At 42.4% G+C, this 26,163-nt stretch carries 20 protein-coding genes; 8 read left to right on the top strand and 12 right to left on the bottom strand.

The features are described 5' to 3' along the window. Positions 1-392: 392 nt before the first annotated feature. Together Q4567_RS13560 and pedF are read right to left on the bottom strand one after the other, a co-directional pair. Positions 393-1,286: a transporter substrate-binding domain-containing protein gene (locus Q4567_RS13560; protein ID WP_216048706.1), complete on the bottom strand. Its 894-nt coding sequence runs from the start codon at positions 1,284-1,286 to the stop codon at positions 393-395. A 3-nt stretch (positions 1,287-1,289) separates the two neighbouring features. Continuing rightward, the gene (pedF, locus tag Q4567_RS13555) at positions 1,290-1,736 is read right to left on the bottom strand and encodes a cytochrome c-550 PedF (protein ID WP_303500744.1); all 447 of its coding nucleotides are present in this window, start codon (positions 1,734-1,736) and stop codon (positions 1,290-1,292) included. Between the two features lie 247 nt (positions 1,737-1,983). Here pedF and Q4567_RS13550 point away from each other — a divergent pair, with 247 nt between their 5' ends. The 5 genes from Q4567_RS13550 (at position 1,984) to Q4567_RS13530 (ending at position 6,500) form a co-directional block, all read left to right on the top strand. Next, positions 1,984-3,255 carry an ABC transporter substrate-binding protein gene (locus Q4567_RS13550; protein WP_216048704.1) on the top strand — a complete coding sequence of 424 codons (1,272 nt, stop codon included), beginning with the start codon at positions 1,984-1,986 and terminating at the stop codon, positions 3,253-3,255. A 3-nt stretch (positions 3,256-3,258) separates the two neighbouring features. Next, positions 3,259-4,218 carry a YVTN family beta-propeller repeat protein gene (locus Q4567_RS13545; protein WP_303500742.1) on the top strand — a complete coding sequence of 320 codons (960 nt, stop codon included), beginning with the start codon at positions 3,259-3,261 and terminating at the stop codon, positions 4,216-4,218. Continuing rightward, the gene (locus Q4567_RS13540) at positions 4,215-4,979 is read left to right on the top strand and encodes an ATP-binding cassette domain-containing protein (protein WP_303500741.1); all 765 of its coding nucleotides are present in this window, start codon (positions 4,215-4,217) and stop codon (positions 4,977-4,979) included. Before Q4567_RS13545 ends, Q4567_RS13540 begins: the two co-directional genes overlap by 4 nt. After that, positions 4,976-5,773 carry an ABC transporter permease gene (locus Q4567_RS13535; RefSeq protein WP_216048702.1) on the top strand — a complete coding sequence of 266 codons (798 nt, stop codon included), beginning with the start codon at positions 4,976-4,978 and terminating at the stop codon, positions 5,771-5,773. The genes Q4567_RS13540 and Q4567_RS13535 overlap by 4 nt, the downstream gene beginning before the upstream one ends. 61 nt (positions 5,774-5,834) lie before the next feature. Then, positions 5,835-6,500, top strand: a complete 666-nt coding sequence (locus Q4567_RS13530; protein WP_216048701.1) for a response regulator transcription factor — start codon at positions 5,835-5,837, stop codon at positions 6,498-6,500. A 66-nt stretch (positions 6,501-6,566) separates the two neighbouring features. Here Q4567_RS13530 and Q4567_RS13525 read toward each other — a convergent pair whose 3' ends face one another. The 7 genes from Q4567_RS13525 to Q4567_RS13495 all read right to left on the bottom strand — a co-directional run bounded on the left by Q4567_RS13525 (position 6,567) and on the right by Q4567_RS13495 (position 15,962). Further along, positions 6,567-9,251, bottom strand: coding sequence for a NahK/ErcS family hybrid sensor histidine kinase/response regulator (locus Q4567_RS13525; RefSeq protein WP_216048700.1), 2,685 nt, complete (start codon positions 9,249-9,251; stop codon positions 6,567-6,569). After that, positions 9,217-10,428: a nitric oxide-sensing protein NosP gene (gene nosP / locus Q4567_RS13520; RefSeq protein WP_216048699.1), complete on the bottom strand. Its 1,212-nt coding sequence runs from the start codon at positions 10,426-10,428 to the stop codon at positions 9,217-9,219. The genes Q4567_RS13525 and nosP overlap by 35 nt, the downstream gene beginning before the upstream one ends. Before the next feature lie 68 nt (positions 10,429-10,496). After that, the gene (locus Q4567_RS13515) at positions 10,497-11,246 is read right to left on the bottom strand and encodes an ABC transporter ATP-binding protein (protein WP_216048698.1); all 750 of its coding nucleotides are present in this window, start codon (positions 11,244-11,246) and stop codon (positions 10,497-10,499) included. Further along, on the bottom strand, positions 11,240-12,055 hold the full coding sequence (locus Q4567_RS13510) for an ABC transporter permease (protein WP_252729210.1): 816 nt from the start codon (positions 12,053-12,055) through the stop codon (positions 11,240-11,242). The genes Q4567_RS13515 and Q4567_RS13510 overlap by 7 nt, the downstream gene beginning before the upstream one ends. After that, on the bottom strand, positions 12,021-12,998 hold the full coding sequence (locus Q4567_RS13505) for an ABC transporter substrate-binding protein (protein ID WP_216048697.1): 978 nt from the start codon (positions 12,996-12,998) through the stop codon (positions 12,021-12,023). Before Q4567_RS13505 ends, Q4567_RS13510 begins: the two co-directional genes overlap by 35 nt. A 126-nt stretch (positions 12,999-13,124) precedes the next feature. Beyond that, the gene (locus Q4567_RS13500; RefSeq protein ID WP_216048696.1) at positions 13,125-14,642 is read right to left on the bottom strand and encodes an aldehyde dehydrogenase family protein; all 1,518 of its coding nucleotides are present in this window, start codon (positions 14,640-14,642) and stop codon (positions 13,125-13,127) included. A gap of 153 nt (positions 14,643-14,795) precedes the next feature. Then, positions 14,796-15,962, bottom strand: coding sequence for a porin (locus Q4567_RS13495; protein ID WP_252729208.1), 1,167 nt, complete (start codon positions 15,960-15,962; stop codon positions 14,796-14,798). 407 nt (positions 15,963-16,369) lie between these two features. Here Q4567_RS13495 and Q4567_RS13490 point away from each other — a divergent pair, with 407 nt between their 5' ends. Beyond that, on the top strand, positions 16,370-18,490 hold the full coding sequence (locus tag Q4567_RS13490) for a TonB-dependent receptor (protein WP_216048694.1): 2,121 nt from the start codon (positions 16,370-16,372) through the stop codon (positions 18,488-18,490). Between the two features lie 156 nt (positions 18,491-18,646). Then, entirely contained in the window at positions 18,647-19,939 is a 1,293-nt protein-coding gene (locus Q4567_RS13485; RefSeq protein WP_216048693.1) for an NAD(P)/FAD-dependent oxidoreductase, read from the top strand. 93 nt (positions 19,940-20,032) lie between these two features. Here the strand turns inward: Q4567_RS13485 and Q4567_RS13480 are convergent, their stop codons facing one another. After that, complete coding sequence (locus Q4567_RS13480; RefSeq protein WP_216048692.1) at positions 20,033-20,500, bottom strand: Tfp pilus assembly protein FimT/FimU; 468 nt, start codon at positions 20,498-20,500, stop codon at positions 20,033-20,035. A 238-nt stretch (positions 20,501-20,738) separates the two neighbouring features. On the opposite strand from Q4567_RS13480, the gene Q4567_RS13475 reads away from it, so the two are divergent. Then, the gene (locus tag Q4567_RS13475) at positions 20,739-21,311 is read left to right on the top strand and encodes a prepilin-type N-terminal cleavage/methylation domain-containing protein (RefSeq protein ID WP_216048691.1); all 573 of its coding nucleotides are present in this window, start codon (positions 20,739-20,741) and stop codon (positions 21,309-21,311) included. A gap of 86 nt (positions 21,312-21,397) precedes the next feature. On the opposite strand, the gene Q4567_RS13470 is transcribed toward Q4567_RS13475, so the two are convergent. Further along, positions 21,398-23,482 carry a TonB-dependent siderophore receptor gene (locus Q4567_RS13470; RefSeq protein ID WP_303500733.1) on the bottom strand — a complete coding sequence of 695 codons (2,085 nt, stop codon included), beginning with the start codon at positions 23,480-23,482 and terminating at the stop codon, positions 21,398-21,400. A gap of 193 nt (positions 23,483-23,675) precedes the next feature. Continuing rightward, positions 23,676-26,009 carry a TonB-dependent receptor gene (locus Q4567_RS13465; RefSeq protein WP_303500731.1) on the bottom strand — a complete coding sequence of 778 codons (2,334 nt, stop codon included), beginning with the start codon at positions 26,007-26,009 and terminating at the stop codon, positions 23,676-23,678. Positions 26,010-26,163: the final 154 nt, after the last annotated feature.

Genomic DNA, 26,163 nt, shown 5'->3' with positions numbered 1-26,163 from the left:
GGCGTTACACCGCCTTTATTGTTTTTCCGAGGCGGTCCTACGTACTGACTGGTATCCCCGGGATTTAATGTAATTGTCCGTCTCTTGCGGTAAAACGTATTAAACTGCTTTCACCACCTTAGCCGTCGTGAATTAGTATCGAACAACAACTTGTTAACAACCATTGAACCTTGGATTATCATTCTTAGTCCGTTAGTAGTAGTACTTAGCAAAAAATTACGCATTCTAAAGTCCCAAACAACGTAAATACTTTTTTTCACTATTTGCTTGTTAATTCACTTTCAACAGCGTTTGCGGATTATTAGGCAAATTGAAAAAACTAATTGCACAAATGAGGAGGGGAAATTACAGATTGAAAATTGATTAGAGCACTGCGGCTCTAACCAAGGGTGTTATTTACTTTGTTGATACAGGCTGGCTGGTTCAAAAGTGATGCCGTAACTGTCAAAGATAGATTGCATTCGCTTGTCGTCGACCATCAGGGTGATTTGATCTTCAATAGCATACGCCAGCTGACGAAAATCTTGTTGTACCGCCATTCCAATGTCCCAAGATTTAATGCTGATAGCTGCCAAACCAGCGGCATTTATCGTGAAGCGCGGTTCAATATCAGGCATTCCCCACTCTAATTGCGAACGCATACCAGAGACGGCCGCAACTTCTTGTTTTTTCAGCAGGTCGATTGCTTCGAAAATATCTTTGCTATGAATAATGTTATCGCGTAAACGTCCACCTATTGTTGCGCCTAGAAAAAAACTCGGTAAAGAATCGATTTCAACCGCAATTTTTTCATACTGAAAGATAGCTAAGGTGTCGATGTTATTGGTTTTTTTGGTATCTTTGAGGATTGCCCAACTCTCTCGATGATAGGGACCAAACATCACCACCATTTCGTTTTTAGGTAATCCATAGCCGTCAATTGCGTAGCTGAACTTTCGATCGTATGGCACTCGCATCATCAAATCGGCTTTTTCCCGAGTGATGATGTGGCCTTTCCAGATAGCATTGCGCATATCATCTTCGAGGTTCTCATCTGCGGTAATCCACATCCAGCGAATATCTAGCTCAAGCTGCTTGGCTACTTCTTTGGCAACATCTACATCAATGCCCTTTGGTTCGTCCCCTTGTTTGAACGAATAGGGTGGAAAGTCGTTATAGACAGCCACCGAGATGTAACCAGACTCCATGATGTCATCAAAACTACGCGCCATCGAAGCAGCAGGAAACATACTCATAAAGAGTACAATTCCTGCAATCAGGTAGCGACACCCAAGTTGACTACTCATGGCTTACTCTGGCACGTCACGAGTTTCAATGTATGCTTTAATTGCCCACATTGCTTCTTGGCTTAAAATACCTTCAAACGGAGGCATATAAACTCGGCCATCCACTACTGCGCCATGACGAATACGGCTCATGAACCAAGCATCCGCTTCTTCACTGCTAAAAAATTCATTAGGATCATTCAGTTTACGTAAATCCGGGGTTATTCCACCAGAGATCACCGCAAGGCCATGACAACGAGCGCAGTTCTGGTTGTAGGCGGAGTCACCTACTTTTATTGCTTGCTCATTGCCAGTAAATGGATTTGTCTCACGCCACTCCTCACCTAATTGAGGCAAACTACTTACATCAACTGCTTGCGGCGTAACATCACCATGGGCGTACACTTGATAAGTAAACACAGACATCATCGCCAGCGAACTTGCACATACAGCTGTAGCTAATTTATTCATTATCGTTCTCCAAAAGTTGTCTTAAAGTCATCTAAAAGTCTTAGCTGGTCTCTAGAAGCAGACAACTTTAGTCGTGTTGTTTGTCGTTTGAGCATCTCATCCCAGCCAATAGGGTAACGTTAGGTGATTCAAAAAAAGCTTCCAATTGTACTTAGGTAGTAAACCTTTCATCCTTTTTGCTCATACATAAAGCCTAAATCTTCCATTAGTATGAGTCAGACTTACTGATAAAGAAGGAATCGCGCTCATGTTTATGCTGAACAGTACGGACGATGATGCCCAACCAAAAATGCCAAGTACTTTATTGGGTTTGCGACAATGGCGACGAATTGATTATCAAACAATCTGCTTAAGTTTACTGACTTTGCTGTGTGTAGGCTCGGTTACCAAGGTTAAAGCACAACAAAGTGCAGCAAACTTAACGATTCCAATCGCGATTGTAGTAGAGCAACCAGCCAAGCCTAATAGCGTCCTTGCGAGTAAGTTACGGGCAGACAATCTGGCCGTCTCAGGCGCGCAACTAGGTATTAATGATAGCAATACGACTGGTCGATTTTTACAACAGCATTTCGCACTAACAGTCTTTCAAGATGCCAACATTAGTGCATTACAGCAACAAGTTTCCAAATGGGAACAACATCACCAAGGACCAATAATAGCGGTAGGTAGCGACGCGCTTTTGGCCAATTTACTAAGCCATAATTCAGCCCGCCGCTTAGTCATAAATGCTGGCAATAAAAGTGATACTTGGCGCACTAATCAATGTCAAAGCGGGTTATTGCACACCATTCCAAGTCAAGCTATGCTAAGTGATGCACTGGCCCAATTCATGGTGTTTAAACGCTGGCAAAAGTGGTTAATCGTGAGTTCATCTGATCAGCAAGATCAGACTATTGCGGCCTCCTATCAACGTTCAGCGAAACGCTTTGGAAGTAAAATCATTGGTCAACGTAAATGGACGTTCACTACTGACTTAAGACGAGTTGCACAACAAGAAGTCCCAGCGCTCACCCAGTCGAAAGATTACGATGTGGTTATTGTCACCGATGCGCACAACCAATACGGTTTTTATCTGCCATATAACACTTGGCTCCCCCGGCCGGTAGCAGGTACTCATGGCCTCACTCCGGTCGCTTGGCATCATAGTATTGAACAGTGGGGAGCGGTGCAGTTGCAAAACCGATTTAATCAGTTCACTGCTAGAGATATGCAAAACGAAGATTATGCCGCTTGGTTAGCAGTAAGGGCGATAGCTGAAGCAGTTACTCGAACCAAATCAAATGATGTACAAGTGTTATATCAGTATTTGCTAAGCGATAAATTTGAGTTGGCCGCATTTAAAGGTAGAAAGCTAACTTTTCGGGACTATAACGGCCAACTGCGCCAACCCATTCCGTTAGTTCAGCCCAATGCGTTAGTTAGTCAATCACCACAACAAGGTTTTCTGCATCCTTCGACTGATCTCGATACGCTCGGATACGACAAACCTGAAGTTAAATGCAATATGGACAAGGTATAAATCATGAAAAACCTGTTGTTAATCTCATTCTTACTCGCAATTTTAAATTTGGCCTACGCAGAAACCGCCTATGTGTCTAACGAGAAAGATGACACCATCTCAATCATTGACCTAGATAGTTTAGAAGTGATCGATACCATTGATGTGGGAATGCGCCCTAGGGGCATCATTTTTAGTAAAGATTTTGCTTACTTGTATATTTGCGCCAGTGAATCTGATGCGGTGCAAGTAATGGATGTGGCGACCAATAGAATTATTCACAACCTACCATCTGGTGAAGATCCCGAACAATTTGCGTTGCACAAAAATGATCGTCATCTATACATCGCCAATGAGGACGACGCTGTGGTTACGGTAGTCGATACACAAACCCGCACCGTCCTCGCCCAAATCGATGTCGGTGTAGAGCCTGAGGGCATGGCGATTAGCCCAGATGGAAAGTGGGCAATAAATACCACTGAAACTACCAATATGTTGCATTGGATTGATACCAGCAATTTTCAATTGGTCGATAACACCTTGGTTGATCAGCGCCCCCGTCATGTGGAATTTAGTTTAGATGGGAAACAATTGTGGTCATCATCGGAAATCGGTGGCACAGTCACAATTGTTGATGTTGATACGCGAAAAATACTACATACCATTCGCTTTAATGTGAAAGGGGTACACAAAGATCGGGTGCAACCGGTCGGAATAAAACTAACCGATGATGGCAAATATGCTTTTGTGGCTTTAGGACCCTCAAACCACGTTGCAGTGGTTGATGCAAAAACCTTTGAGGTGCTTGATTACTTATTAGTGGGACGACGAGTGTGGCAACTGGCCTTTGCAAAAGACCAATCGTTACTTTTAACGACCAATGGGGTAAGTGGTGATGTATCCATCATTGATGTCGAGGATCTAGAAGTGATAAAGACCATTAGAGTCGGTCGTTATCCTTGGGGTATAGCGGTGAAACCGTGAAGCAAAATCACGCAATCACTCACACCGAATCAAGAGTACTAGAGATAACAGATCTGAATTATCGTTATCAGCAGAAGAAAGTACTAGAACAGGTCAATTTGTCTCTCGAAGCGGGCAAGTTTTACGCTTTGCTGGGCCCTAATGGCGCGGGTAAAAGCACATTATTTTCACTTATTTGTCGGTTATTGAATACCGAACATGGTGAGATAAGAGTGCAAGGTGAAAATATACAAAAGTCGCCGCGCAGTGCGATGCAATCTATGGGCATAGTGTTTCAGCAAAGTACCTTAGATTTAGATTTGAGCATTGCCCAAAATCTGCTGTATCACGCCAGTTTGCATGGCATAAAACGCAGTATCGCCAGCCAACGAATGCAAGCAGAATTAAGTCGTTTTAATTTACAAGATAGACAACATGAAAAAGTCAGAAATCTCAACGGCGGTCATCGTCGCCGTGTAGAAATAGCCAGGGCTCTGCTGCACCAACCGACATTGCTATTACTCGATGAAGCAAGCGTGGGTTTGGACGTAGAAACCAGACAAAGTATCAATCAACATATCAGACAACTGTGTGCCAAAGACGGAATTACCGTTTTGTCTTCCACCCATCAAATTGATGAAATCACCTTACAGGATCATCTGTTTATTTTACATCAAGGAAAGGTATGTCTAGACGCTCCTTGTCAAAAAGCACTGTCTGACCAGGGTTGCAGCGATGTGGCAACTTTGTATCAGAAAATGACTATAGAGGAAGCCTCATGATTCAATACTGGTATTGCTTTAACGGTATTATTAAACGAGAGATGCTGCGCTTTCTACAACAAAAAGCTAGGCTAGTAAGCGCTATCGTCAGACCGCTTTTATGGTTAGTGGTATTTGCCGCCGGATTTCGTGCAGCCTTAGGGATTGCGATCATCCCCCCTTATCAAACCTACATAACCTATGACGTCTATATAGTGCCGGGACTGGCAGGCATTATATTGCTATTTAACGGCTTACAAAGTTCGTTATCTATGGTTTATGACCGCGAGATGGGCAGTATGAAAGTACTGCTCACCAGCCCTATGCCTAGGCCATTTTTACTCATTGCAAAACTGCTTGCGGGTGCCAGTATCTCCATTATTCAAGTATATGTATTTTTTGCGATAGCATGGCTGTTGGGGATTAAAATGACACTAATGGGTTACTTGCTGGCCTTTCCTGCACTGCTGCTCACGGCCCTGATGTTAGGAGCGCTAGGATTGTTTTTGTCCTCTCGAATTAAACAGCTTGAGAACTTTGCAGGAGTAATGAATTTTGTCGTATTTCCGATGTTTTTCTTATCCTCAGCTCTTTACCCACTTTGGAAAATGCGCGAGTCAAACGAAGTGTTATATTGGATATCTCAATACAACCCCTTTACTCATGGAGTAGAACTTATTCGATTCGCCTTATATGAATCAGCGAATTTTAATGCCATGATAATAACCTTGGTAACAACGGTAATACTAAGCGCCTTAGCCATCTGGGGCTACGACCCCAAACGTAGTATGCAAAAAGTGAGAACCAAGATATGACTCGACAGTACACGCCCAAATCTTGTAAAATAATTGTTAAACTCAAATTAGGTTGTTCATTATGATAGAAATATTAGTAGCTGATGATCATCCATTGTTCCGCTATGCAATTACCGATTTTGTAGAGCGAAATATCCCTGACACGCAAACGATCACTTGTACTGATTTGGAAGAAGCTCTTGCTCAAGCAGAAGAGAATCCGAATATCGACCTAGTTTTACTTGATCTCAACATGCCCGGTATGGATGGTTTGAATGGGATAGTCCGATTTCGCAATTTATATCCTGAAGTGCCGATTGTGATCGTTTCAGCAGAAGAAGATAAGAGTGTTGTTCTTCAATCATTTACTTATGGCGCCGTTGGTTTCATAACTAAATCTTCGAGTTGTGAGCAAATTGTCGCGGCCATTCAGCAAGTGCTTTCTGGGCAAGTCTATTTGCCACCGGATATTATTCGTAAGGGTTCCGTTAGTGAACCGAAAAAAGATTTGGCCGCACAACAAATAGATCCGAAATTAATTGGTGCGCTAACAAGAAGACAGTTACTGGTTTTCGAGTGTATCACCAAAGGCAAATCGAATAAGCAAATCGCTTACGAACTCAATATTGCAGAAACCACTGTTAAAGCCCATGTCTCTGCGATATTAAATAAATTAAATGTACACAATCGAATTCAAGCAGCTTTGTGTGCGGCTAATATTGATTTTAACCAATACTTAATTCGCTAAAGATTTAGTTTAATCGGTTATCCCAACTGCTCTTAATCAGTCAGCGCTGAATAAGGCCAATTGGGATTAGTTGTTAGATAGTAAGTTAGAAATTGCCAGCTTCATCTTATGGGGCTTCACCGGTTTATTGAGTAAAGAATAACCTTTTTCTCGCACTTGTTGGCGAAGCTCATTGGTATAGTTGGCCGTAATCATAATCACAGGCACTGACTTTCCTAACACACTTTCGGTAATTTTCAGTGCATCAAAACCGGTTTCTCCGTTATCAAGATGGAAATCGGCAACTATCAATTGTGGCGCCAATGACCTTAACCAGTTGCGGTCTTGCAGTTGTTCTAGAGTTTGAACACTGGTTACCTGACATCCCCAGCCTTGCAATAAAGTCTCCATCCCGGAACAAATTTCAATATCATTATCAATGATTAGAATATTCGCATCTTCAAGGTGACTATTGAATCTATCTTGAGCCGTTGCTTGGTTCAAGGACAATTCTTGGCTGCTTTTTGTGCCATAAGGAATGAAGATACTAAACTTAGAACCTTGGCCTTCTACCGAAGTTACAGAGATACGATGATTCATAACACTGGCCAGCTTTTCAACGATAGCCAGACCTAAACCCAACCCCTGATCGTGACGTCGCTTTTTCGCATCAATACGGTTAAATTCGTGGAATATCTCCACTAACTTATCATCTGGAATGCCGATACCAGTATCACAGACTTGAATTTCCAGTGCCGATTTGCGTCTGCGAACCCCTAAGAGTATTGAGCCTTCATTGGTGTAACGCACGGCATTACTGAGTAAGTTACGTAAAATACGAGCCAATAAATAAGCATCAGAATGCACCACTCGGGTAGAGCCGCTAAATCGAAAACGTAAATTTTTCGCTTCGGTTTGCGGACCAAATTCACTGGCCAAATTATTCAATAAGTCATTAATCGAAAAGTCTTCTAATACGGGTTCGATCAAGCCAGCTTCAAGTTTTGAAATATCCACTAAAGCACTGATTAGTGATTCGAGGTTTTCCAATGAGTAACTTAACGAACTCAACAGCTTTTCAGCATCGGCACTCAAACTAAGTTCATTCAGCGCAGCGACAAATAGCCGCGAAGAATTCATCGGCTGCAATAAATCATGGCTAGTCGCCGCTAGGAACTTACTTTTAGATTCATTGGCGCGGTCTGCCTCGCTTTTCGCATCAATTAAACTTTTTTCGGCCAATTGGCGATCTTCTATTTCCTGGCGCAACTGCAGATTAATTTCAGATATTTTTTGGGTGCGTTGATTAACTCGCTGCTCCATGTAGTCATAGGCATGGCGTAACGCTTTGGCCGTTCTGCGCTGCTCAGTTACGTCTTGTTCTAACGTGAAAAATCCAATGACATTACGATCTTGGTCAAAGTGAGGAATGAAAGTCTTGTTGGAGATACGCGGATTACCACCATCGTGCCTGTGCTCAACCTCAAAGTTGACTGATTGCCCTTGCATCGCCCTTTCAATGTACAGATAAAGTTTGTTGAATTCTTCTTCACCTAGTACATCATTCAAATGGTGGCTAATGATTTCTGAGCGAGACCGCTGGAACCATTTTTCGAATTCGCGGTTGACGAATTCATAACACATATCTTTGTTTACATATGAAATCAACGCAGGCATCGCATCGGTTATTAATCGAATACGCTGCTCACTTTCTTGCAGAGCCTGTTGGTTTAGGCTGCGTTCGGTTATATCAGTGTAACTATTCAGATATCCACCGCCACTTATTGAATGCCGTTTGATAAGAATAACCTTGCCGCTTTGCAAGGTTTTTTCAGTCTCAAAATCATCCTTTTGAGTTAGAATACCTGACAATTGGTTCTCGGTAAGTGACTCATCTAACTCACTACCTCGCAGTAGTCCAAGATAGTTATCACCACGATGAACTTTGTTTTTGCGAATACCTGCTAATTGTAAAAACCGTTGATTCCACGTTTCAATATTGCCATTTGCATTCACTAAGGCAATTCCCTGAGACATGTTTTCTAAGGTCGACTTTAGTACCTGAGCTTGTTCAGCCATGGCTTTTTCATAGCGCAGCTCATCACTTTGTTTAATGTTAGTAATGTCGGTATAAACTACAACTAAGTCCCCTTCAGAGGACTTTCTTTCGGACATTTGAATCCAGGTACCATCTTTGAGTTTAAAAATAGTATGGGTGATAGGATCAGGATACATTCCCACCGTCTTTTGTGCTTTTGCCTGCTTATCAACATAAGGTAAAGACGCGGCAGTGATTTCCTGAAAGGTTGTTTTGCCAATTTCAAAATCAATATTGTGTTTGCGCCAGAACTCGCTGCAACGGCTATTTACCATCACCATTTTTCGTTCATCATCAAATAAAGCAAAGGATTCAGAGATACTTTCAATTGCATCATTGAGTCTTTGTCGTGCCTGATCTGATGCCTGCCGGTTACGTTCAGCATCCAAACGTGCTTGTTCTAATTTTTGGTTCGACTCTTCAAGTCGATGAAGGGTTTGCTGCAGTTTTTGAGTTCGTTCTTTTACTTTATCAGCCAGTAGCGCTGCATCTTCGAAGGATTGATATGCGTCACTGTGATTTCCCCACCCCATTTCAACGCGACGCATCAAAACATTGTTTATTTTGCTAAGTTTTTGATTTTCATAGCGCAGTTGTTCTAGTTCAGTTCTCTCATGATCTACTTTGACAGTTAGCTCACTACTTTCTGGTAAGGGAACGTTGGTTTGGGTCATATGGATATCCAATAGCAACACCCGTAAAGGTATGATTCAGGTGCAATCCGTTAATTTGTTCGCCATAGGTACTAAAGCCGATTACATTGTTCTTTCGATACATTACAGACATTTCTTCGGCAATATCATGGTGTTCTATTTCTATTCGTCGGTGAATACAATCAAATCCAATAACCAACTGCATCTCACCCACGGATTCTTTCAATAAATTAAAAATAAGCGATGTATGTGGCAACAATCCGGGCGAAATCATTTTAGTTAACACCACGCCTGAGTCGATGGCACAGAAAAAAGTTAAACTCAGATCGTCATTCACTTTTTGAATACTGCGAATATACAATTGTTCACCAAATTGTACCGCCAGTGGGTACATTGCAAAAGTTTTAGAGTTCAAATCCTCTAACTTCAAACCATTAATTCTACAGTACTCAAGCGCCGCAGGTTCGGCATTAAATTCATGCACCACACGGGAATTAGGTGCTACCTGTGTTACCACTAGCTTTTCGTCTTCTGGTGATAAGTGATGCTGGCTAAACACTTCGAACTCACAAATTGTATTCACTAACATGATAACCGCAGCATTAGTGTAAAATTGGCCATCGTAATAAACTTGTGTGTTGAGGAAGTTCTGGTCATCGCCTGCAGAACCACCAACGATGGGGATATCTTGCAGACTCAAACTTAGTGCATTTATCACCAACTCTTCACGTACAGACAAACCATCTAATAACGACAAAGCAAAACACTGCTTTTCAATGGGATGAGGAGACACTGCTTTTTCACGCAATTTATCCATCATTCCACCGACTAAAACATCAGATTCAGCTACATTAAAGGTGGCTAAATCTTCAATTAATATAGACTCAACAGCAAATTCACTGCTACTTAATGCAAATGCGCTAATGCTGTGTTTACGATAGCCCAACGGGGTAATTTCACCAGCAGAAGTACAACCTATTACCACCGTATCTGAAAAATACTTAGTCAACTCTTTTGATAGTTCTGCTTGAGGATAATTAACCCCACAATAAAACACTACACATGTTGGCTGACAAGGCGCAATCGCAGCATAAATTTCTTCGGCAGCAAGCACAGGGTCAGTATGCTCCGAACCAGCCATTGCCACGCCTGGGATAGATTTTTCCACCACATTTAAATGCAGATTTTGATTGCCCATGTTTCCTCCTGATGTATGGAGGAATACTATCTCTTTCACAATTGCTTAACAACAAAAGCCATCATGTTTCACATACATTTAGCACTATTTTCATGTGTGCAAAGTAAATCTGGAAATTGACGGTAAAAAAATTGGCAAATGTCACCGACCTCAGGATCATGTAAATATCGCGGTCGAGGAAGCGTCACTTTTCTTTCTTCGATCACTGTCATCGGTTTTTCACTTAAAAATATGATTCTATCTGCAATAGCGACAGCTTCAGTTAAGTCATGGGTAACATATAATATGCTTGAATGCATTTGTTGTTGAAGAATCAACAACTTCTGGCGTAACTGCTCTGCCGAAGGTGCATCTAAAGACGCAAAGGGTTCATCCATGAGTAACACCTCTGGGTTAAACATAAATGCTCTGGCTAAGGCGACCCGCTTGGTCATGCCACCGGATAATTGTTTCGGATAGGCATTCTCATGACCTTCCATACCAACCAGTTTAAGGATTTCCAACGCATCTTGCTCAACCCTTTGTTTATCCTTTCGGCCTTCAGCAACCAATACGACATTTTCCAATACGGTCAACCAAGGCATCAATCGCGCCTCTTGAAACATTAAACCGATATTATGCATTGCACAATTTGGACTAGTGATAGTGCCTTCAAATTGCTCATCAAGACCAGCAATAAGATTGAGCAAGGTACTTTTACCCGCACCCGATGGACCAATTAAGGCTACAATTTCGTTTTCGTCCACCGAAAAGTTCAGGTTTTTAATTATGCTGACATCAGCTTCAAAAACTTTGTTATGAATATCTACAGTTAACATTTTCGCCACCTCGTTACTTTGCGTTCCCAGGGTCTTAAAATCAGCCCTTCAACGGTGTAAATAATTGCAGCAAAAGCAAAGGTATATGCCAAAATACTGGTGATATCGAAAAACTGAAAAAAGTTACCCAGTTGAAAACCAACACCGTTACTGCAGCCAACCAACTCCACAACTAATACAATTTTCCAAACTAACGCTAGCCCCGTTCTCGCTGCTGCTAAAAAATATGGATAGAGCTGTGGTAGATATACTTTTGTTAACGTTCGCTGCCAGGGTAATTGATAGACTTTCGCTACCTCCATCAGACTTTTATCGATGGCTTTTGCTCCCTCACGTAAAGTGACAGCAACATTGGGCGCTTTGTTCAAAATAACTGCTAACACTGCAGAAAATTCATTTAGCCCGAACCACATAAAGCACAAAATGATGGTGACCAGTGCAGGTATATTTAGGGCCAAAGTGAGTAGGCTATCCAGCCAAATATCAACCTTTTTGAAATAGCCCATGAGCAGACCAATAATCGAACCCAGCAACATAGCAATGACGAAACTGAACATCACTCGTTGTAGAGTTACTCCCAAATGATAGGGCAGTTCATTTGATGCAATATGTTCAATAAGCGCGTTAAAGACCGCTGTTGGCGACGGCAACATTTGTACTGCAAAAAACCATACACTTAATTGCCAAAGACCCAACAATAGTAATAACGAGGCAATACGAATAAACGTATTTCCTTGGAAACCCTTAGATTTAACTTGAATTGGCTTTGTAGCTTTATCTAACACTGGTGTGACGCCAGAAGATATCATCTGGAAGCCCTCCCAAGTTGCCCGTCAAAGCATGTTGACTGTCATTTGCCTTGATGAGTTGAAATAGAGCGTCTATTTGTACTTTTTGCGATTGCACAAATGTATCGGGAATACCTTGTCGATATCCATCCATTAAAAAGGGTTGCACTTGCGCGGAGTACTTTTTGCTAAACGTGGGGATTTGCCGCCAAATATCGTCGTCATGTTTCATAAGTTGGCGAGCTTGCGCGGACATGCTCAAAAAAAGATTGATGGTTTCACTATTTTTATCCGCCCATTGTTGTTTGAATACCCAACCTAAAACAGGCACTTGACCTTCAACGTTTAGGGCATTCAATACTTCGGGCATGGTCACTAAAGACGGCATCCCCTGTGCGTTCAATTGCGCAGCGTAATGCCAGAAATTAATAACCGCATCTAAATCGCCTTTCGCGATTAGCGCGTTGAGCATAGGCGGGGCGGCGAACTTTACCGTCACATCGCGAGCGAGATCTAAATTGGCTTGCTGCTTTAAGAATGCTCGGTACAGCACCCAATTTTTATTGGTATTGCCCCCCGCAATGCCAATGGTTTTACCACGTAAATCAGCAAGTTCATGAATATTTGATTGGGGATGAGTAACAAGCGCACCAGCCGCGGTGGAATAGGGGTAAAAATAAAAGTCGCGGTTTGCTTCTTTTTGCCGTGCCACCCATAACCAATCATTAAGAATGACATCGATTGAACCGCCTTGTAAGGCAACTAACAGCGCTTGCGGTGAACCTAACGGAATTCGTTCAACCTCAAGGTTATATTGTTTTGCTAATTGTAATTTTTCTAAAACATCCATTTCCCAATTAAGGGTGCCATATTTTAAAACCCCAACACGGATAGTGTTACTAGCCTGAGCCGTTGCACTAAGCAACAACACCAAGAACAAAACTAAAGCGGTTGGAACTCGCATATATACTCCGGTTGTTTTAAACGGGATGAGTGTTAATCATCAACCTAAGTTGTTATTCGCTAAGCGAAAAAGGTTTCCGCACTGGGTGCGGAAACCCCCACTTACGCCTTTTTCAAGGCAACGCTTTTAGAAAAAGCCCAATGGGTTAATGTCATAGCTAACCAATAAGTTCTTGGTTTGTTGATAATGACCTAACGCCATCTTATGATTTTCACGGCCTACGCCTGATTTTTTATAGCCACCAAATGCAGCGTGGGCAGGGTAAGCGTGGTAGCAGTTAGTCCATACTCGACCCGCTTGAATTGCGCGTCCCATTCTGTATGAACGGTTCATGTCACGAGTCCATAAACCTGCGCCTAGACCAAATTCAGAATGGTTAGCAATTGCCAAAGCTTCTGCTTCGTCTTTAAAGGTAGTCACACCGACCACTGGACCAAAAATTTCTTCTTGGAACACGCGCATATCATTGCGACCTTTTAGCAAAGTAGGTTCAACATAAAAACCTTTGCTGAAACCTTCAATCATTGCAGGGCCACCGCCGATAAGTACTTCAGCACCCTCTTTTTTACCAATATCTAGGTAACTTAGAATTTTGTCATATTGCTGTTCTGAAGCCTGCGCACCCACTTGGGTTTCTGTATCCAATGGGTTGCCACGTTTAATTTGCTGCGTACGCGCAACTACCAGTGAAATGAAATCATCGTAAATGGATTCTTGAATCAATGCTCTAGAAGGACAGGTACATACTTCACCTTGGTTGAAGAATGCCAACACAGTTCCTTCAACACATTTGCTTAGATATTCATCTTCATGATTCATTACGTCTTCAAAGTAGATATTTGGAGACTTACCACCTAACTCAACGGTAGAAGGTATGATGTTTTCAGCCGCACATTTAAGAATATGAGAACCAATTGGTGTAGAACCGGTGAATGCAATTTTTGCAATACGTTTGCTGGTTGCTAAAGCTTCACCCGCTTCTTTACCAAAACCATTTACAATATTTAGCACCCCTGGTGGCAATAAATCACCAATCAGTTCCATCAGTACCAGAATCGACGCTGGAGTTTGTTCTGCTGGTTTCATGACCACACAGTTACCCGCCGCCAATGCTGGGCTCAATTTCCAAGCAGCCATCAGAAGTGGGAAGTTCCAAGGGATAATTTGGCCAACAACGCCTAGCGGTTCATGGAAGTGATAAGCGATGGTGTTCTCATCAATTTCACTCATATTGCCTTCTTGAGCACGCAAACATCCTGCAAAATAGCGAAAGTGGTCGACACATAACGGAATATCTGCGTTTAAAGTTTCACGCACAGCTTTACCGTTATCCCAAGTTTCAGCAACCGCCAGCATTTCAAGATTTTGCTCAATACGGTCAGCAATTTTCAAAAGCGTATTAGAGCGGTCAGTTGCAGACGTTTTGCCCCAAGCATCTTTTGCTCTATGTGCTGCATCTAGGGCTAAGTTAATGTCTTCCTCAGTTGAACGAGGAATTGAACAAAAGACCTCATTGTTAACAGGCGATACGTTATCAAAGTATTGTCCTTTGACCGGTGCGACCCATTCGCCACCAATGTAGTTGCCATACTGTTGTTTAAAAGTTACGAGTGAATTTTCTTGTCCAGGTTGTGCATATATCATTTTGTTAACTCCGGTGTTCATATTTAGTAAAAGCGTTACCAGTTTGCCGGACTTTGCACCTTCAACTCAGAATTGAGTTGGCAGTCACACCGGCACCGGCTGCCGGAAAATAATTTTTGCCCCTACCTAGGGGCAAAAATTGAAAGCTATTGGTTAAAAGTTCACAATGGCTCCAAGGGCGATGGACTTAACCTCTTCGCTCGCATCACCAATGGATATTTCATTCATATCGTATTCGACAACAAAGGTCACTGCGCTGTTATAACTATGGAACCACGCGACTTGAGCGCCATCCATTTCCCAAGGGGTTTGAGTTTCAACTTCAGTATTGCCATACGACAAGACAAATCGATTAGCGCCAGTTTTATACGAGCCTTGCACTAGATAGCCACTGCTATCCACTTCATTTCCGTCTTCATATAACAAGTTTTGTAAACCTAATGCGTTATCTGTGGGACCGAGCAACAAACCGATGGCTTCCCCAGTAAAACCAGAGGCGTTTAGCGCGAAGCCACCCATATTGAGTTTTGCACCATAAGAATAGCCTGTGGAATCAACGTCACCTTGAATGTCGCTCTCAGTGCTTTGCGAAAGAAAACCGACAAAGGCATTGAACATTCCGTCTTCAAACTTGCTGGTGTAAGTTAATTCTCCCTCAATTCTTGGCGTGCTCTCTTCACTCGATCGACCAGGGCCTGTGTCAGTAGAAGTATTAGCAGGGTCGATCAAACCAATGGCTAATTTAAAACCGCCGGCAAATTCAGGTGAACGATACGTAATTTGAGCCGTTGGCATTGGATATGTGTAACCTGTACCAATATTTCCAAAGGAAACACCTTGTCCATCAATCAAACCGAGGGTGTCGTTAACGTTGCCGTAACCTTGTAATATTTCGTCTAGAAAAATATTAGAACGGTTAAATAAGGTAAAATCTTTGCCTATTAATACCTGCCCCCAATCAAAATCCAAAGTGGCATAAAACTGACGGACATCGATTCCTGTTGAGGTTACGCCTGAATTACTGTCATTTATTGTGACCCAAAAAGAAGAGCGCCCACCAACCTTAACGCCGTCAATTTCTTTGCTAAAATTCATACCCACATAGTTAGGTAGAAAGCCCATTTTGACTCTAGACTGGTCGCGATCTATTCCTGATATGTCGTTGTCTGTGCTGCTAGACACGTAAAATGTATTGAAAGACGCATCAACTGTGACACTTGCCACCTCTGGATCGTCATAGATTGTTATTGCTGCAGAAGCTGCGCCGCTAACTAAGCCTAAAACTGCCAAACTAACTTTAGTAAATGTAAATTTATTCATGTTCATGTGTACCCTGTTTGATTGTTAGTATTATTGGTTGAGCAACATGAACTATCTATCCCGGGTTACTCCAACCCTATGCATCGATACGTTGCCGACGCACTTTTTTTGTTGATTTAGTATTGTTTGCTAACGGCAAATTAGAAACTCGTCGATTGGGCTCTTTGTGTTGCACTTTAGTCCTCAAAAAGAAAGCGACTAAAGATCTAGTTCTAAAGTAGTAGCCAATGGAAGTAGTTCGATTAGGGCTGGAAAGTATTAGAAAAACAGTGCGTAAAGTGCAGGCTTGTTAACTACTAATTAACACAAAATAAACATATGATTCAGTAACTAATGTCACCCTAGAATTGTGGCATCGTAAGTGTCAAACTGCGCTCCCAAATTATGTTTAAGAAGGCTGTATTCATATGATTTTTCTAACTAAAACCCTTCAGCAAGTATCACCACTTACTCGCTTAAGTGAATCAATTCGACTTTCACACTTAGGTTTAGTCGCCTGTTTATTGCCATTCTCCGGGATCGCGCAGGAATCGCCCGATGGAATAGAAAGAATTACAACTACAGCCACTAGAGTTGCAACCAACACTTCCAACTTGCCATATGTAGTAAGTACAGTAGACGAGCAAACATTAGGGTTGCTAGCTCCCACTCATATCGAAGAAGCCCTTAGCTTCATTGCCGGCGCTGGGGTGCAACGAGGAAATGGCCAAGAATATCTACCCGCCCTGCGTTCGCAAGTAATGGCTGGTTCAGGTGCTTGTGGTGGCATTCTCACCGCAGAAGATGGCATACCTTTGCGGGCCGCGGGATTTTGTAATATCAACGAGCTTTTTGAAGCCCACAGTGAAATGGCTCAAAGCATAGATGTTATCAAAGGGCCGGGCTCTGCATTTTACGGTTCAAATGCCGTACACGGAGTCATAAACGTAATCACACCGGACACCACAGTAGATGCAGGGTTATTCGGTATAGATTACGGTTCTTACGGATATAATCGATACAAATTTCGACAAGGTGCAGACTTCGGTAACTCGGGGATCGGTATCAATGCCAGTGTCACCCGCGATTCAGGATATCGAGATGAAGAAAGTGTCGACCAAGAAAAAGTTAACCTACGCCATCGTTTTGAAGCTGATAACTTGACCCTCACCACTGGACTCACTTATACCAATTTAGACCAAGAAACCGCCGGCTATATTACTGGTTTCGAAAGTTACAAAGACGAAGACTTAGCACAGGCCAACGAAAACCCAGAAGCCTTTAGAAAAGCCAAGTCTTTTAGATTATGGTCAAACGCACTTTGGAATTTAAGCGACCAAGATGTGCTCTCCATAACACCTTATATGCGTAACCAAAACATGTCGTTCTTAATGCATTTTTTACCTGGCACACCGATGGAAGAAAATGAACAAGACGGCTTTGGTGTGCAGTCAATGTGGAAACACAGCGCTTCTGACAACCTCACCGTTAGCCTAGGTTTAGATGCAGAACAAACCGATGGAAGTATGCGCCAATATCAAGATGCTGAAACCGAAGGTTCTGCGTTTTTAACAGCAACGGTACCCATTGGAATGCATTATGATTATGATGTCGAAGCCACCTTATATGCACCTTTTATATCAGTGGATTGGCAGCAAGATAATTGGTTAGTGTCATTCGGTTTACGCTACGAAAATATGAATTACGACTACACCAATAATATGTTAAGTGGCCGCACAAAAGACGATGGTACTGAATGTAGTTTCGGTGGTTGCCGCTACAGTCGTCCACCTTCTTCTGAAAACAGCTATAGCAATACTTCCCCAAAGCTCGGTATCCGTTATCAGTTTTCTCAGCACACACAATTTTACGCCAACTTATCCCGAGGCTATCGCGCACCACAAGCAACAGAACTCTATCGCCTGCAACGGGAACAAGAAGTCGCCGATTTAGACTCTGAAACAGTGACAAATGCCGAAGTTGGGGTAAAAGGACAATTTGATGGACTGAGTTATGTGGTATCCATCTATAACATGAATAAAGACAACTTCATCTTTAGGGATAGTGACTACTACAATGTGAACGATGGTGAATCAAGACACCGGGGAATTGAGTTAGAGTTACAATATCAATTAGCCGAAAACTGGGATTTGATGGTAGCTGCAAGCTACGCTAAACACACCTACTCCTATAGCCAAATTCTCAGTGACATTGATATCAATGGCAACTACATTGATACCGCGCCAAAAACCATCGCTAATACGCGCCTAGGGTGGGATATTAATGCATCAGCCAGAGCCGAATTAGAATGGGAGCACATGGGCAACTATTACACTGATCCTGAGAACCTTCACCGTTATGATGGCCATGATGTATTAAATTTAAGAGCCTCAATGCAAGTTACTGACGCGCTCACGTTATTTGCCAGAATCAACAATTTAACCGATACCAGTTATGCAGAAAGAGCGGATTACACCAGTTTTGGTGGAGATCGTTATTTCCCTGGTAGACCTAGAAACCTGATGATGTCACTAGATTACAAATGGTAGACATAGAAATAAGAGCAGTGACAATGAATTGTTAATGCTCAATATCATCATTTTTGCGGCAGTGTTTCACTGCCGCATTTATTTAACCCGAACTAGTCTTTCAAGATAAGCCTTTTACAACATAAATGTCCTATCTGGAATGATTGGAGAACATATATGAAGAAAATTATAGTTGTAGGAGGAGGCGCTGGCGGCCTTGAAATAGTCAAACGCCTTAGTCAAAAGCTAGGGAAAAAAAACAAAGCAGAAATCATTTTGGTTGATAAAAGCCAGAATCATGTCTGGAAACCGCTTTTACATGAAGTCGCGGCAGGTGTTATTGATAAAAATTCAGATGGCATCAACTATCGAATTCATGCAGTTGCCAACAAATATCAATTTCAACTGGGCAATATGTGCCACATCGACAAACAAAATCAACAAATAGAACTTGCGCCTTTGTATGATGAAAATGCGCAGTTAATCTTACCTAAACGCACTTTACAGTATGACACCCTAGTTCTTGCTATTGGCAGTGTTTGCAATGACTTTGGTACACCAGGAGTAGCCGAACACTGCTATTTCCTCGATTCACTCGCGCAAGCAGAAAGCTTCCATAAAGCTTTGCTTAATCAACTTCTGCGGATTAACCAAAAAGGTGTAGAAAGTAAACCATTACATGTCGCAATAGTAGGTGGTGGCGCTACCGGTACGGAATTAGCCGCTCAACTGCACCACGTCGCCAATCTCGCCAGAGCCTATGGCATGCCGGAAATGTCTGCCGCTAAATTAACGGTAACTATTATTGAAGCTGGGGAGCGCATTCTTCCAGCATTACCCGAAAAAATCACCAACTCAGCTCGCCAGGCTTTAACCAAGTTGGGGATTAAGGTTTTAGAAGGTACAAAAGTTATTTCGGCGCAAAAAGAGGGGTTCATGACAAGCGATAATGAGTTGATTGAAGCCGATTTAATGGTCTGGTCAGCGGGTGTAAAAGCACCTGATTTTATTACTCAACTGGGGATCTTTGAAACCAATCGCGCGAATCAAATTTTGGTCACGCCTTATTTAAAAAGCACCTTAGATGAAAATATATATGCCATTGGTGATTGCTGTGGGTTCCAACAAGAAGATGGCCGCTGGGTGCCTCCACGGGCGCAATCAGCTCACCAAATGGCCAGTACTGCAGCAACCAATATAATCAATGAATTTAAGCATAAACCGGCACAAAAATATCAATACAAAGACTATGGCTCATTGGTGCATTTGAGCAAATACAGCACCGTGGGAAATTTGATGGGTGCACTGTCAAATAGCAGTATGTTTATAGAAGGGCGGTTAGCCAAATTGGTATATGTATCCCTTTATAATATGCACCTATTCGCTATTCACGGCTGGTTTAAAGGGATATTTATTTTGTTTTTCCGCAAAGTCAGGAACATTGTGGGTCCCAAGTTGAAACTTCACTAAGCGCCACTTGCGCCGACACAAAAAAGCCCGATTTTGTCGGGCTTTTCTAGCACAGCTTAATGTCGTATCTAACAAAGTATGAGTTTGTTTAAATTAACAACCTGTGATTGTTTGCGTGAAAGTAGGCTCCCTAGTCGATCGTGCTGACACATAACGAATCTTGCAGTTACTAGGGTCAGGAGCATCGCTAATTTGCACATCAATAGAACCTAGCTGGCCGCTGCAATTTCCGCCGACCCAAGTAAAACTGTCATCAATTTCAACAGCATTGGCAATCCCGCTAGGATGAGGGCAGGCATAACCACATCGCAAAGTAATAGATTCACTGCCCAACTCAATAGTAGGGTCAGTATCGCAATCGGTTTTTTTCTCGATTGTGGCTTTAAAGTGGACTAAATCAGACGCTGAGCGCAATGTTCCTTCCAAGCCATCTAATGTGGCCAATCGAGCATCGGTACTCAGATCAATAAATCGAGGAGCAGCCACAACCGCTAAAATGCCAAGAATAACGATGACTACTATTAGCTCAATAAGAGTAAATCCATGATTTTTGTTGTGCACAACAATGCTCCTTGTAAATAACTTTTTAACCAATTAACTCATTAACGATCTTCTGTTAAATAATATTATGCTGAAAAAAGATCAAAGTGAAATGATTACTTATATATTTATCAATAACATAGAATACATCCGTATAATATTTGATTCCCAATGCCTGCGTTCCACTACGCTTTATTTTACGGTCACTTTTAATTATTTCGAAAATCTATTAGGATTATGAAAATCGATTTTTGAAGGAATGCTAGTGCAGCGTAGTAAAGGGTTTACCCTAATAGAACTAATAATAGTCATCGTCATCCTCGGCATTTTGGCCGTCACGGCTGCCCCGCGATTCATTGATTTGTCATCGGATGCAAACGCATCTGTGCTGAAGAATATTGGTGGACAACTGCAATCAGCCAATGATTTAGTCTACGCAAAGTCGGTGATTAAGCAGCAACACAACAAAGATAGAGATTCTGATCCTGAAGATGGTGAAACAGGTGTAACTGTGAACGGTGTATTTATCGCTACCGTCTATGGTACTCCATGGATATACTCTGGTACTGCGCTAACCAATTTCATGGACATTGATATACTTGACCAAGGTTACAATGAACATACTGAAATCTGCGAGTACAGTGGGGATTTTTGTTTTATGTATTTCAACACTAGTTCAGCCCCAGCGACTTTAGATTTATCTTTTTCTCCCGGTGTGGCAAGTATCATCTATCCAAAATCGAAGAGTGTCGCAGACGATTGCTTCGCCTATCATATTTTTGATAGAACAGACAACACTGCGCGGGCGGGTTCTGTTACCACAGGATGCTAATTAAATTTAGCATCCCTATTTGGCACCTCAAATTTCTACTCAGCACTAAGTAATTGCCAAAACAATTAGCAATATGAATGCATATATTAAAAACGCATTCTTAGGCCGGCATTCACAATGAAACCGTCATTACGCGACCATATATCGGTAGTCCATTGACCATCAGGCGCTCTGATTAGTAATACCAATGGATCTTCTTTGGTCTGGCGGATACCCAGAAGGTTTTCCGCATTCACAAACCAACTAAATTGACCTAAGGTTATTTCGCCCAACAAACCAAGATGCCAATAAGGTTTACTTTCAGAACGATAGGGATTACCGCTTAATCGCTGTTTTCCAGTGTAATAGGCTTCAAAACCAATCCGGCCTTTCCCGTGCTGTTCCCACATTGCTACCAAACCCGCAGAATGTTTAGGAGTGAGCTTGATACGTTGACGCTGCTTAGTTGTTTGATCAACCTCGGTGGCATCTAAAAAGAGATAGCTGGCGGTGACTTTAAAATCCTGCCATTTATAACGCAGCATTAATTCTGAACCGTAAATCCTTGATTCACCTTGCGCATTTACTAAACGCACGCGGTCTAGGGGACCATCGATTTCAGATGCATAAGCTTCTAATTCTGTGACATGCTCAACATTTGATGCGAAAAAAGTAACGTTTGCTTCTAACTGATCAAATTGACGCCCAATATCCAATGAAGAGGTAACCGCCGTTTCTTCTTGAATGTTTTGAAGCGGTGCCAAGCGTGATAGGCCAGCAGCTTCGATTTCTTCCACAAAGGGCGTTGGTGCAAAATAGCCACGGCCATAAGATGCTCTAACGGTCCAATCTTGCGGACGGTATAACACTGATACTCGAGGGCTCAACTGGCTGCCATACTCGCTGTGATCATCTAAACGCATACTTAATGAAGTTGATACCTGCTCGCTGAATTCATAATCAGCTTGGGCAAATAATCCTGGGACATCAAAGGTGTAATCAAACTCAGGATAATATTCTGACTCAAAACTATCTGACTGCATGGCTAGGCCAACTACCCATTGCGATTTATCGGTATAACCAGACAGAGTACTTTCCAATAAATAACTCTCATGGCTATCTTCATCTAGGTCTTCACCAAATTGTTTATCGTGTTTCTGCAGCATCGCAGAACCGCGCACATTCCAGGTTAAGACATCCCCTAAAGGTCCGGTAGCAATGATGCCACTATCGATTCGCTCACTGTCTTGAGTTTGTTCGAAAAAACTTCCATCGGGCAAGGTATAACCTTCGAGGGTGCCACCTTGACGATTTTCAGTCATGTAGCCTGCGGTAGCATAAACAGTCGCGCCATTTTCTCCTTCCCAAAATAAGCGAGGTCGAGCGGTATAGCGTTCATAGCCAGCCATATCAATCCAACCGTCATCATCAAAATCTTGTGTGCTTTGATGATGGCCACCAGCGGTCAATGATACGCCTAAAGAATCATTTACCGGAGTAGCTAAATAAGTGGTGACGTCTTGTCCATCTCGGGAAGTAAAATTAAATAACACTTCTCCTTCGGCTTCATCTGAAGGTCTGCGAGAGACGAGATTGATCACGCCGCCCATTGCTGAACCACCATAAAGCGAAGAAGCTGAGCCTTTGATGATTTCAACACGGGCTAAATCAGTTGGCGGAATTTGTAACAAACCAATAGAAGCAGCTTGCCCACCATAAAGGGCTAAACCATCATTTAGCAACTGCGTATAACGACCATAAAGCCCCTGCAAACGAATATTAGCACTGCCTAATGCCGGAGATGTGGTTTGAACTCTTACGCCCCCTGTTTCGGCCACTAGCATAGAAATATTCCCCGGGCGCATCATGGCTTTTTCTTCGAGCTCTTCTTGGTTAATCACTTCTATTCGAACAGGTTCATCGGTAACGTTGCGACCAACTCGCGTAGAGGAAACAGTGATAGTTTCAACCTCGTCGTCATGCTCGTCGTGCTCGTCGTGCTCGTCGTGCTCGTCAGCATCATTAAGTTGATTTCCAGCAAACTGTCTATTTGTTTCCTGTTGCGAAGATTGCTGAACCTTAGATGAGACATTTTCAGATTCGAGCGGGTTACCCTGTGATTTAAATGAACCGAGCAAACTTAGGGTAAGGATGAGTATAAGAGAGGGTCTGGTGGAATAATAACAACGCACAGTGATTAAATACCTTTAAACTAGAGTGTGTGAAAATTGTCCCTGATGCGGGGCTCGAACAAAGAATAATATCACACGTAATCTCATTCACTTAACCGATTTTTGTGCGCAAATCGATTAAGTGAATTCGATTCCATAGTTCGTTCAGTTAAGTATCCCCTAAACTGAAGATTATTGAGGACTTTACACTAATCTAGAAGGCATAAGAGGCATACAAACGTAATGTTCGAGGCTGCCCAGGGCCAATAAATTCAGGTGATTCTATATCAGGGTATAGGTCTCCTAATACTTCGTCAGCTTCACCATAGGTTCCAAAGGTCTCAAACTCCTCATCGAAGGCATTTTCTAGGCGGATAGCTAAATTAATACCATTTTCAAACCCATAACTCGCGGCTAGGTTTACAATTGTATAACCAGATAGTTGGCGGTTCTCGTTAGCTTCATCTCCGCGGAAATATTGGCTTGAAGAATAGTTAATATCTGCGTTAAGAGCGAACGCTTCGCTAACCGCGTAATCAAAAGATATGCTTGCTTGAGTGGTTGGCTGACCAGGAATTTTGTCTCGCGGATTAACTTGTCGATTTGGCCCCAAAGGATTTTGCGGGCTAAACGACATAAATGACGATTCAAAAGTAGCCTGTAGATAACTAAATTGCGCGTCTATATCCAACTTGTCGATACTATGGGCTAAGCCCAACTCGATACCTTGGCGACGGGTTTTATCCACATTCACGAAGTAGCCAACTGAGGGACGATCACCGGCTTGTTGGAAGATAATATCGTCCTTACTGTCACTGCTATAAATAGCAGCGCTAAGTTGGCCATTCTGATATTGCCATTGAGCACCCAATTCAATGGTATTAGTCACCACTTGCTCTAACGGAGGATCGGCAACAAAACCATTGGGTAATTTACACGGATCATCCTCATCAGCGCAACTTAACTCAGCAGGGCTAGGCGTTCGAGAGGATTGACTATAACTACTATAAACCGATAGATCACCAGTCTGATAATGGACAGCAAACGACGGATTGAAATGATTAAATTGATGTTCTCCATTTAGCGAGCCTGGACCAGTCTCTACACCGTCTACCATGTCAATATCTGAGCGATTGTAGCGACCCGATAGTTGCAACGACCATTGTTGGTTTAAAACGATGTTATCACTGAAAAACAGATGCAGATGGCGTACATCAGTTGTTAATCTAACCATAGAATCTAGGTCATATACTCCAATGCCCATCACATCGCGACTATCTTCGGCGCTATCGTTATTTAGTATGGCGAATTCAGTATCACTACTGAAATCAATTGAAGCCACATCAATCCCTAGTCCTGCAGTCCAATGATGCACTAGGCTGGCGGCTTCGACCTTGCCGCTTAGCTCTGCGCTGATACCTGAAGATTGATTTTTCGTTAAACTTGTATTGGCTGTGCCATCTATGTCGTCGGCATCAAATGATGAGATATCTTCAAGGGGGGTTAGCGCGGCATAATCCACAAAGTGTACAGCATCATCGGCTTCAAATTCGTCATCTTCTTCCGCCTCATCATCGCCCTCTAAATCGTCATCTAATTCTGCAATTTCGGCATCTTCATCTTCGACACAAAGGGTTTCACCAAAACCAATATCACACTCTTCATAATCACTATCGTCACCGTTGTAAGTGACAATTTCATTTTTCCGATAATAAGCGTTTACCACTAAATTGGTGTCTTCAGAGAGCGTCCATTGATTTTTCAAACTAATAAAGCGTAGCGCAGTTTCAGTTTGATCAGGCCGAGTAAAGATTGCGTCGCGTCCTTCAAATGGAATTAACTCAACAGGAATAGCGCCATTACCAATTAACCTATTATCGCTCGCAGCTAGGGTCAACTCTGAAAAGTGGTTATCGCCTTGGTAGCTAATTGTTGAAAATAGCTGTTTTATTTCGCTATCAGAATAATCTCGCCAGCCATCTTCTTGGTAAGAGTTGACGTTCACATAGTAAGCCCACTCTTCATTGTTACCACCGGATTCAAAATTAATCCCCTGCTGACCAAAATCTCCTGCTTGCAGACTTATTTTATTCTGTTCAAAGTTAAAACCGTTTTTAGAACGCAAAACCAATGCGCCACCAAGGGTGTTTTGACCAAACAATGGATTCGCGCCAGCGACTAGGAAAACTTGCTCTAATGCCGATGTTGGCAACAAATCCCAATTCACGGTGTCACCAAATGGTTCGTTGAAGCGTGTACCGTTTAAATATACTGATAATCCTTGAGGAAGACCTAATAAAGGCGATGCGGTAAAACCACGATATTGTACATCTGGTTGAAATGGATTATTAGTCACATCATTGATCGACACACTAAATAACTGGCTATCGAGTAAACGAGCCAAAGACGGACCATATTGAGGCGCCAAATCAGAGCTGTCTAGTACCTGATTGACAGAATATATACTCCCAACACTTTGCACACCAAGTGGGGATACTCCGGTAATAACTAGCTTTTCAATAATTTCAGGTCCGGGCTGCTGAGCCATCGTAGAAAAACTCATTATCAGCATCGAAAATGATACGCTCCGTCGCTTCATGTCTATTGACCTTGTATTTGTTATTAACTTTTGGTTAACAATCCTAATTCAGAAGAGTGCCAAACGCCTATTGGCTAAAGGGTTAACCAAAGGGGTACTTTAG

This window comes from Aliiglaciecola sp. 2_MG-2023 (assembly GCF_030548145.1).
GTDB classification, from domain to species: domain Bacteria; phylum Pseudomonadota; class Gammaproteobacteria; order Enterobacterales; family Alteromonadaceae; genus Aliiglaciecola; species Aliiglaciecola lipolytica_A.
The sequence above is the reverse complement of the archived record's forward strand: the minus strand, read 5'-3'. Positions and strand labels throughout refer to the sequence as shown.

Coding starts and splice junctions, on each gene's coding strand:
- Q4567_RS13525 (WP_216048700.1), bottom strand. CDS start 9,251: ATGACCCAAACCAACGTTCCCTTACCAGAAAGTAGTGAGCTAACTGTC.
- Q4567_RS13475 (WP_216048691.1), top strand. CDS start 20,739: ATGCTAGTGCAGCGTAGTAAAGGGTTTACCCTAATAGAACTAATAATA.
- Q4567_RS13495 (WP_252729208.1), bottom strand. CDS start 15,962: ATGAATAAATTTACATTTACTAAAGTTAGTTTGGCAGTTTTAGGCTTA.
- Q4567_RS13465 (WP_303500731.1), bottom strand. CDS start 26,009: ATGGCTCAGCAGCCCGGACCTGAAATTATTGAAAAGCTAGTTATTACC.
- Q4567_RS13550 (WP_216048704.1), top strand. CDS start 1,984: ATGTTTATGCTGAACAGTACGGACGATGATGCCCAACCAAAAATGCCA.
- Q4567_RS13545 (WP_303500742.1), top strand. CDS start 3,259: ATGAAAAACCTGTTGTTAATCTCATTCTTACTCGCAATTTTAAATTTG.
- Q4567_RS13490 (WP_216048694.1), top strand. CDS start 16,370: ATGATTTTTCTAACTAAAACCCTTCAGCAAGTATCACCACTTACTCGC.
- Q4567_RS13505 (WP_216048697.1), bottom strand. CDS start 12,998: ATGCGAGTTCCAACCGCTTTAGTTTTGTTCTTGGTGTTGTTGCTTAGT.
- Q4567_RS13560 (WP_216048706.1), bottom strand. CDS start 1,286: ATGAGTAGTCAACTTGGGTGTCGCTACCTGATTGCAGGAATTGTACTC.
- Q4567_RS13485 (WP_216048693.1), top strand. CDS start 18,647: ATGAAGAAAATTATAGTTGTAGGAGGAGGCGCTGGCGGCCTTGAAATA.
- Q4567_RS13510 (WP_252729210.1), bottom strand. CDS start 12,055: ATGATATCTTCTGGCGTCACACCAGTGTTAGATAAAGCTACAAAGCCA.
- Q4567_RS13530 (WP_216048701.1), top strand. CDS start 5,835: ATGATAGAAATATTAGTAGCTGATGATCATCCATTGTTCCGCTATGCA.
- nosP (WP_216048699.1), bottom strand. CDS start 10,428: ATGGGCAATCAAAATCTGCATTTAAATGTGGTGGAAAAATCTATCCCA.
- Q4567_RS13500 (WP_216048696.1), bottom strand. CDS start 14,642: ATGATATATGCACAACCTGGACAAGAAAATTCACTCGTAACTTTTAAA.
- Q4567_RS13535 (WP_216048702.1), top strand. CDS start 4,976: ATGATTCAATACTGGTATTGCTTTAACGGTATTATTAAACGAGAGATG.
- Q4567_RS13515 (WP_216048698.1), bottom strand. CDS start 11,246: ATGTTAACTGTAGATATTCATAACAAAGTTTTTGAAGCTGATGTCAGC.
- pedF (WP_303500744.1), bottom strand. CDS start 1,736: ATGAATAAATTAGCTACAGCTGTATGTGCAAGTTCGCTGGCGATGATG.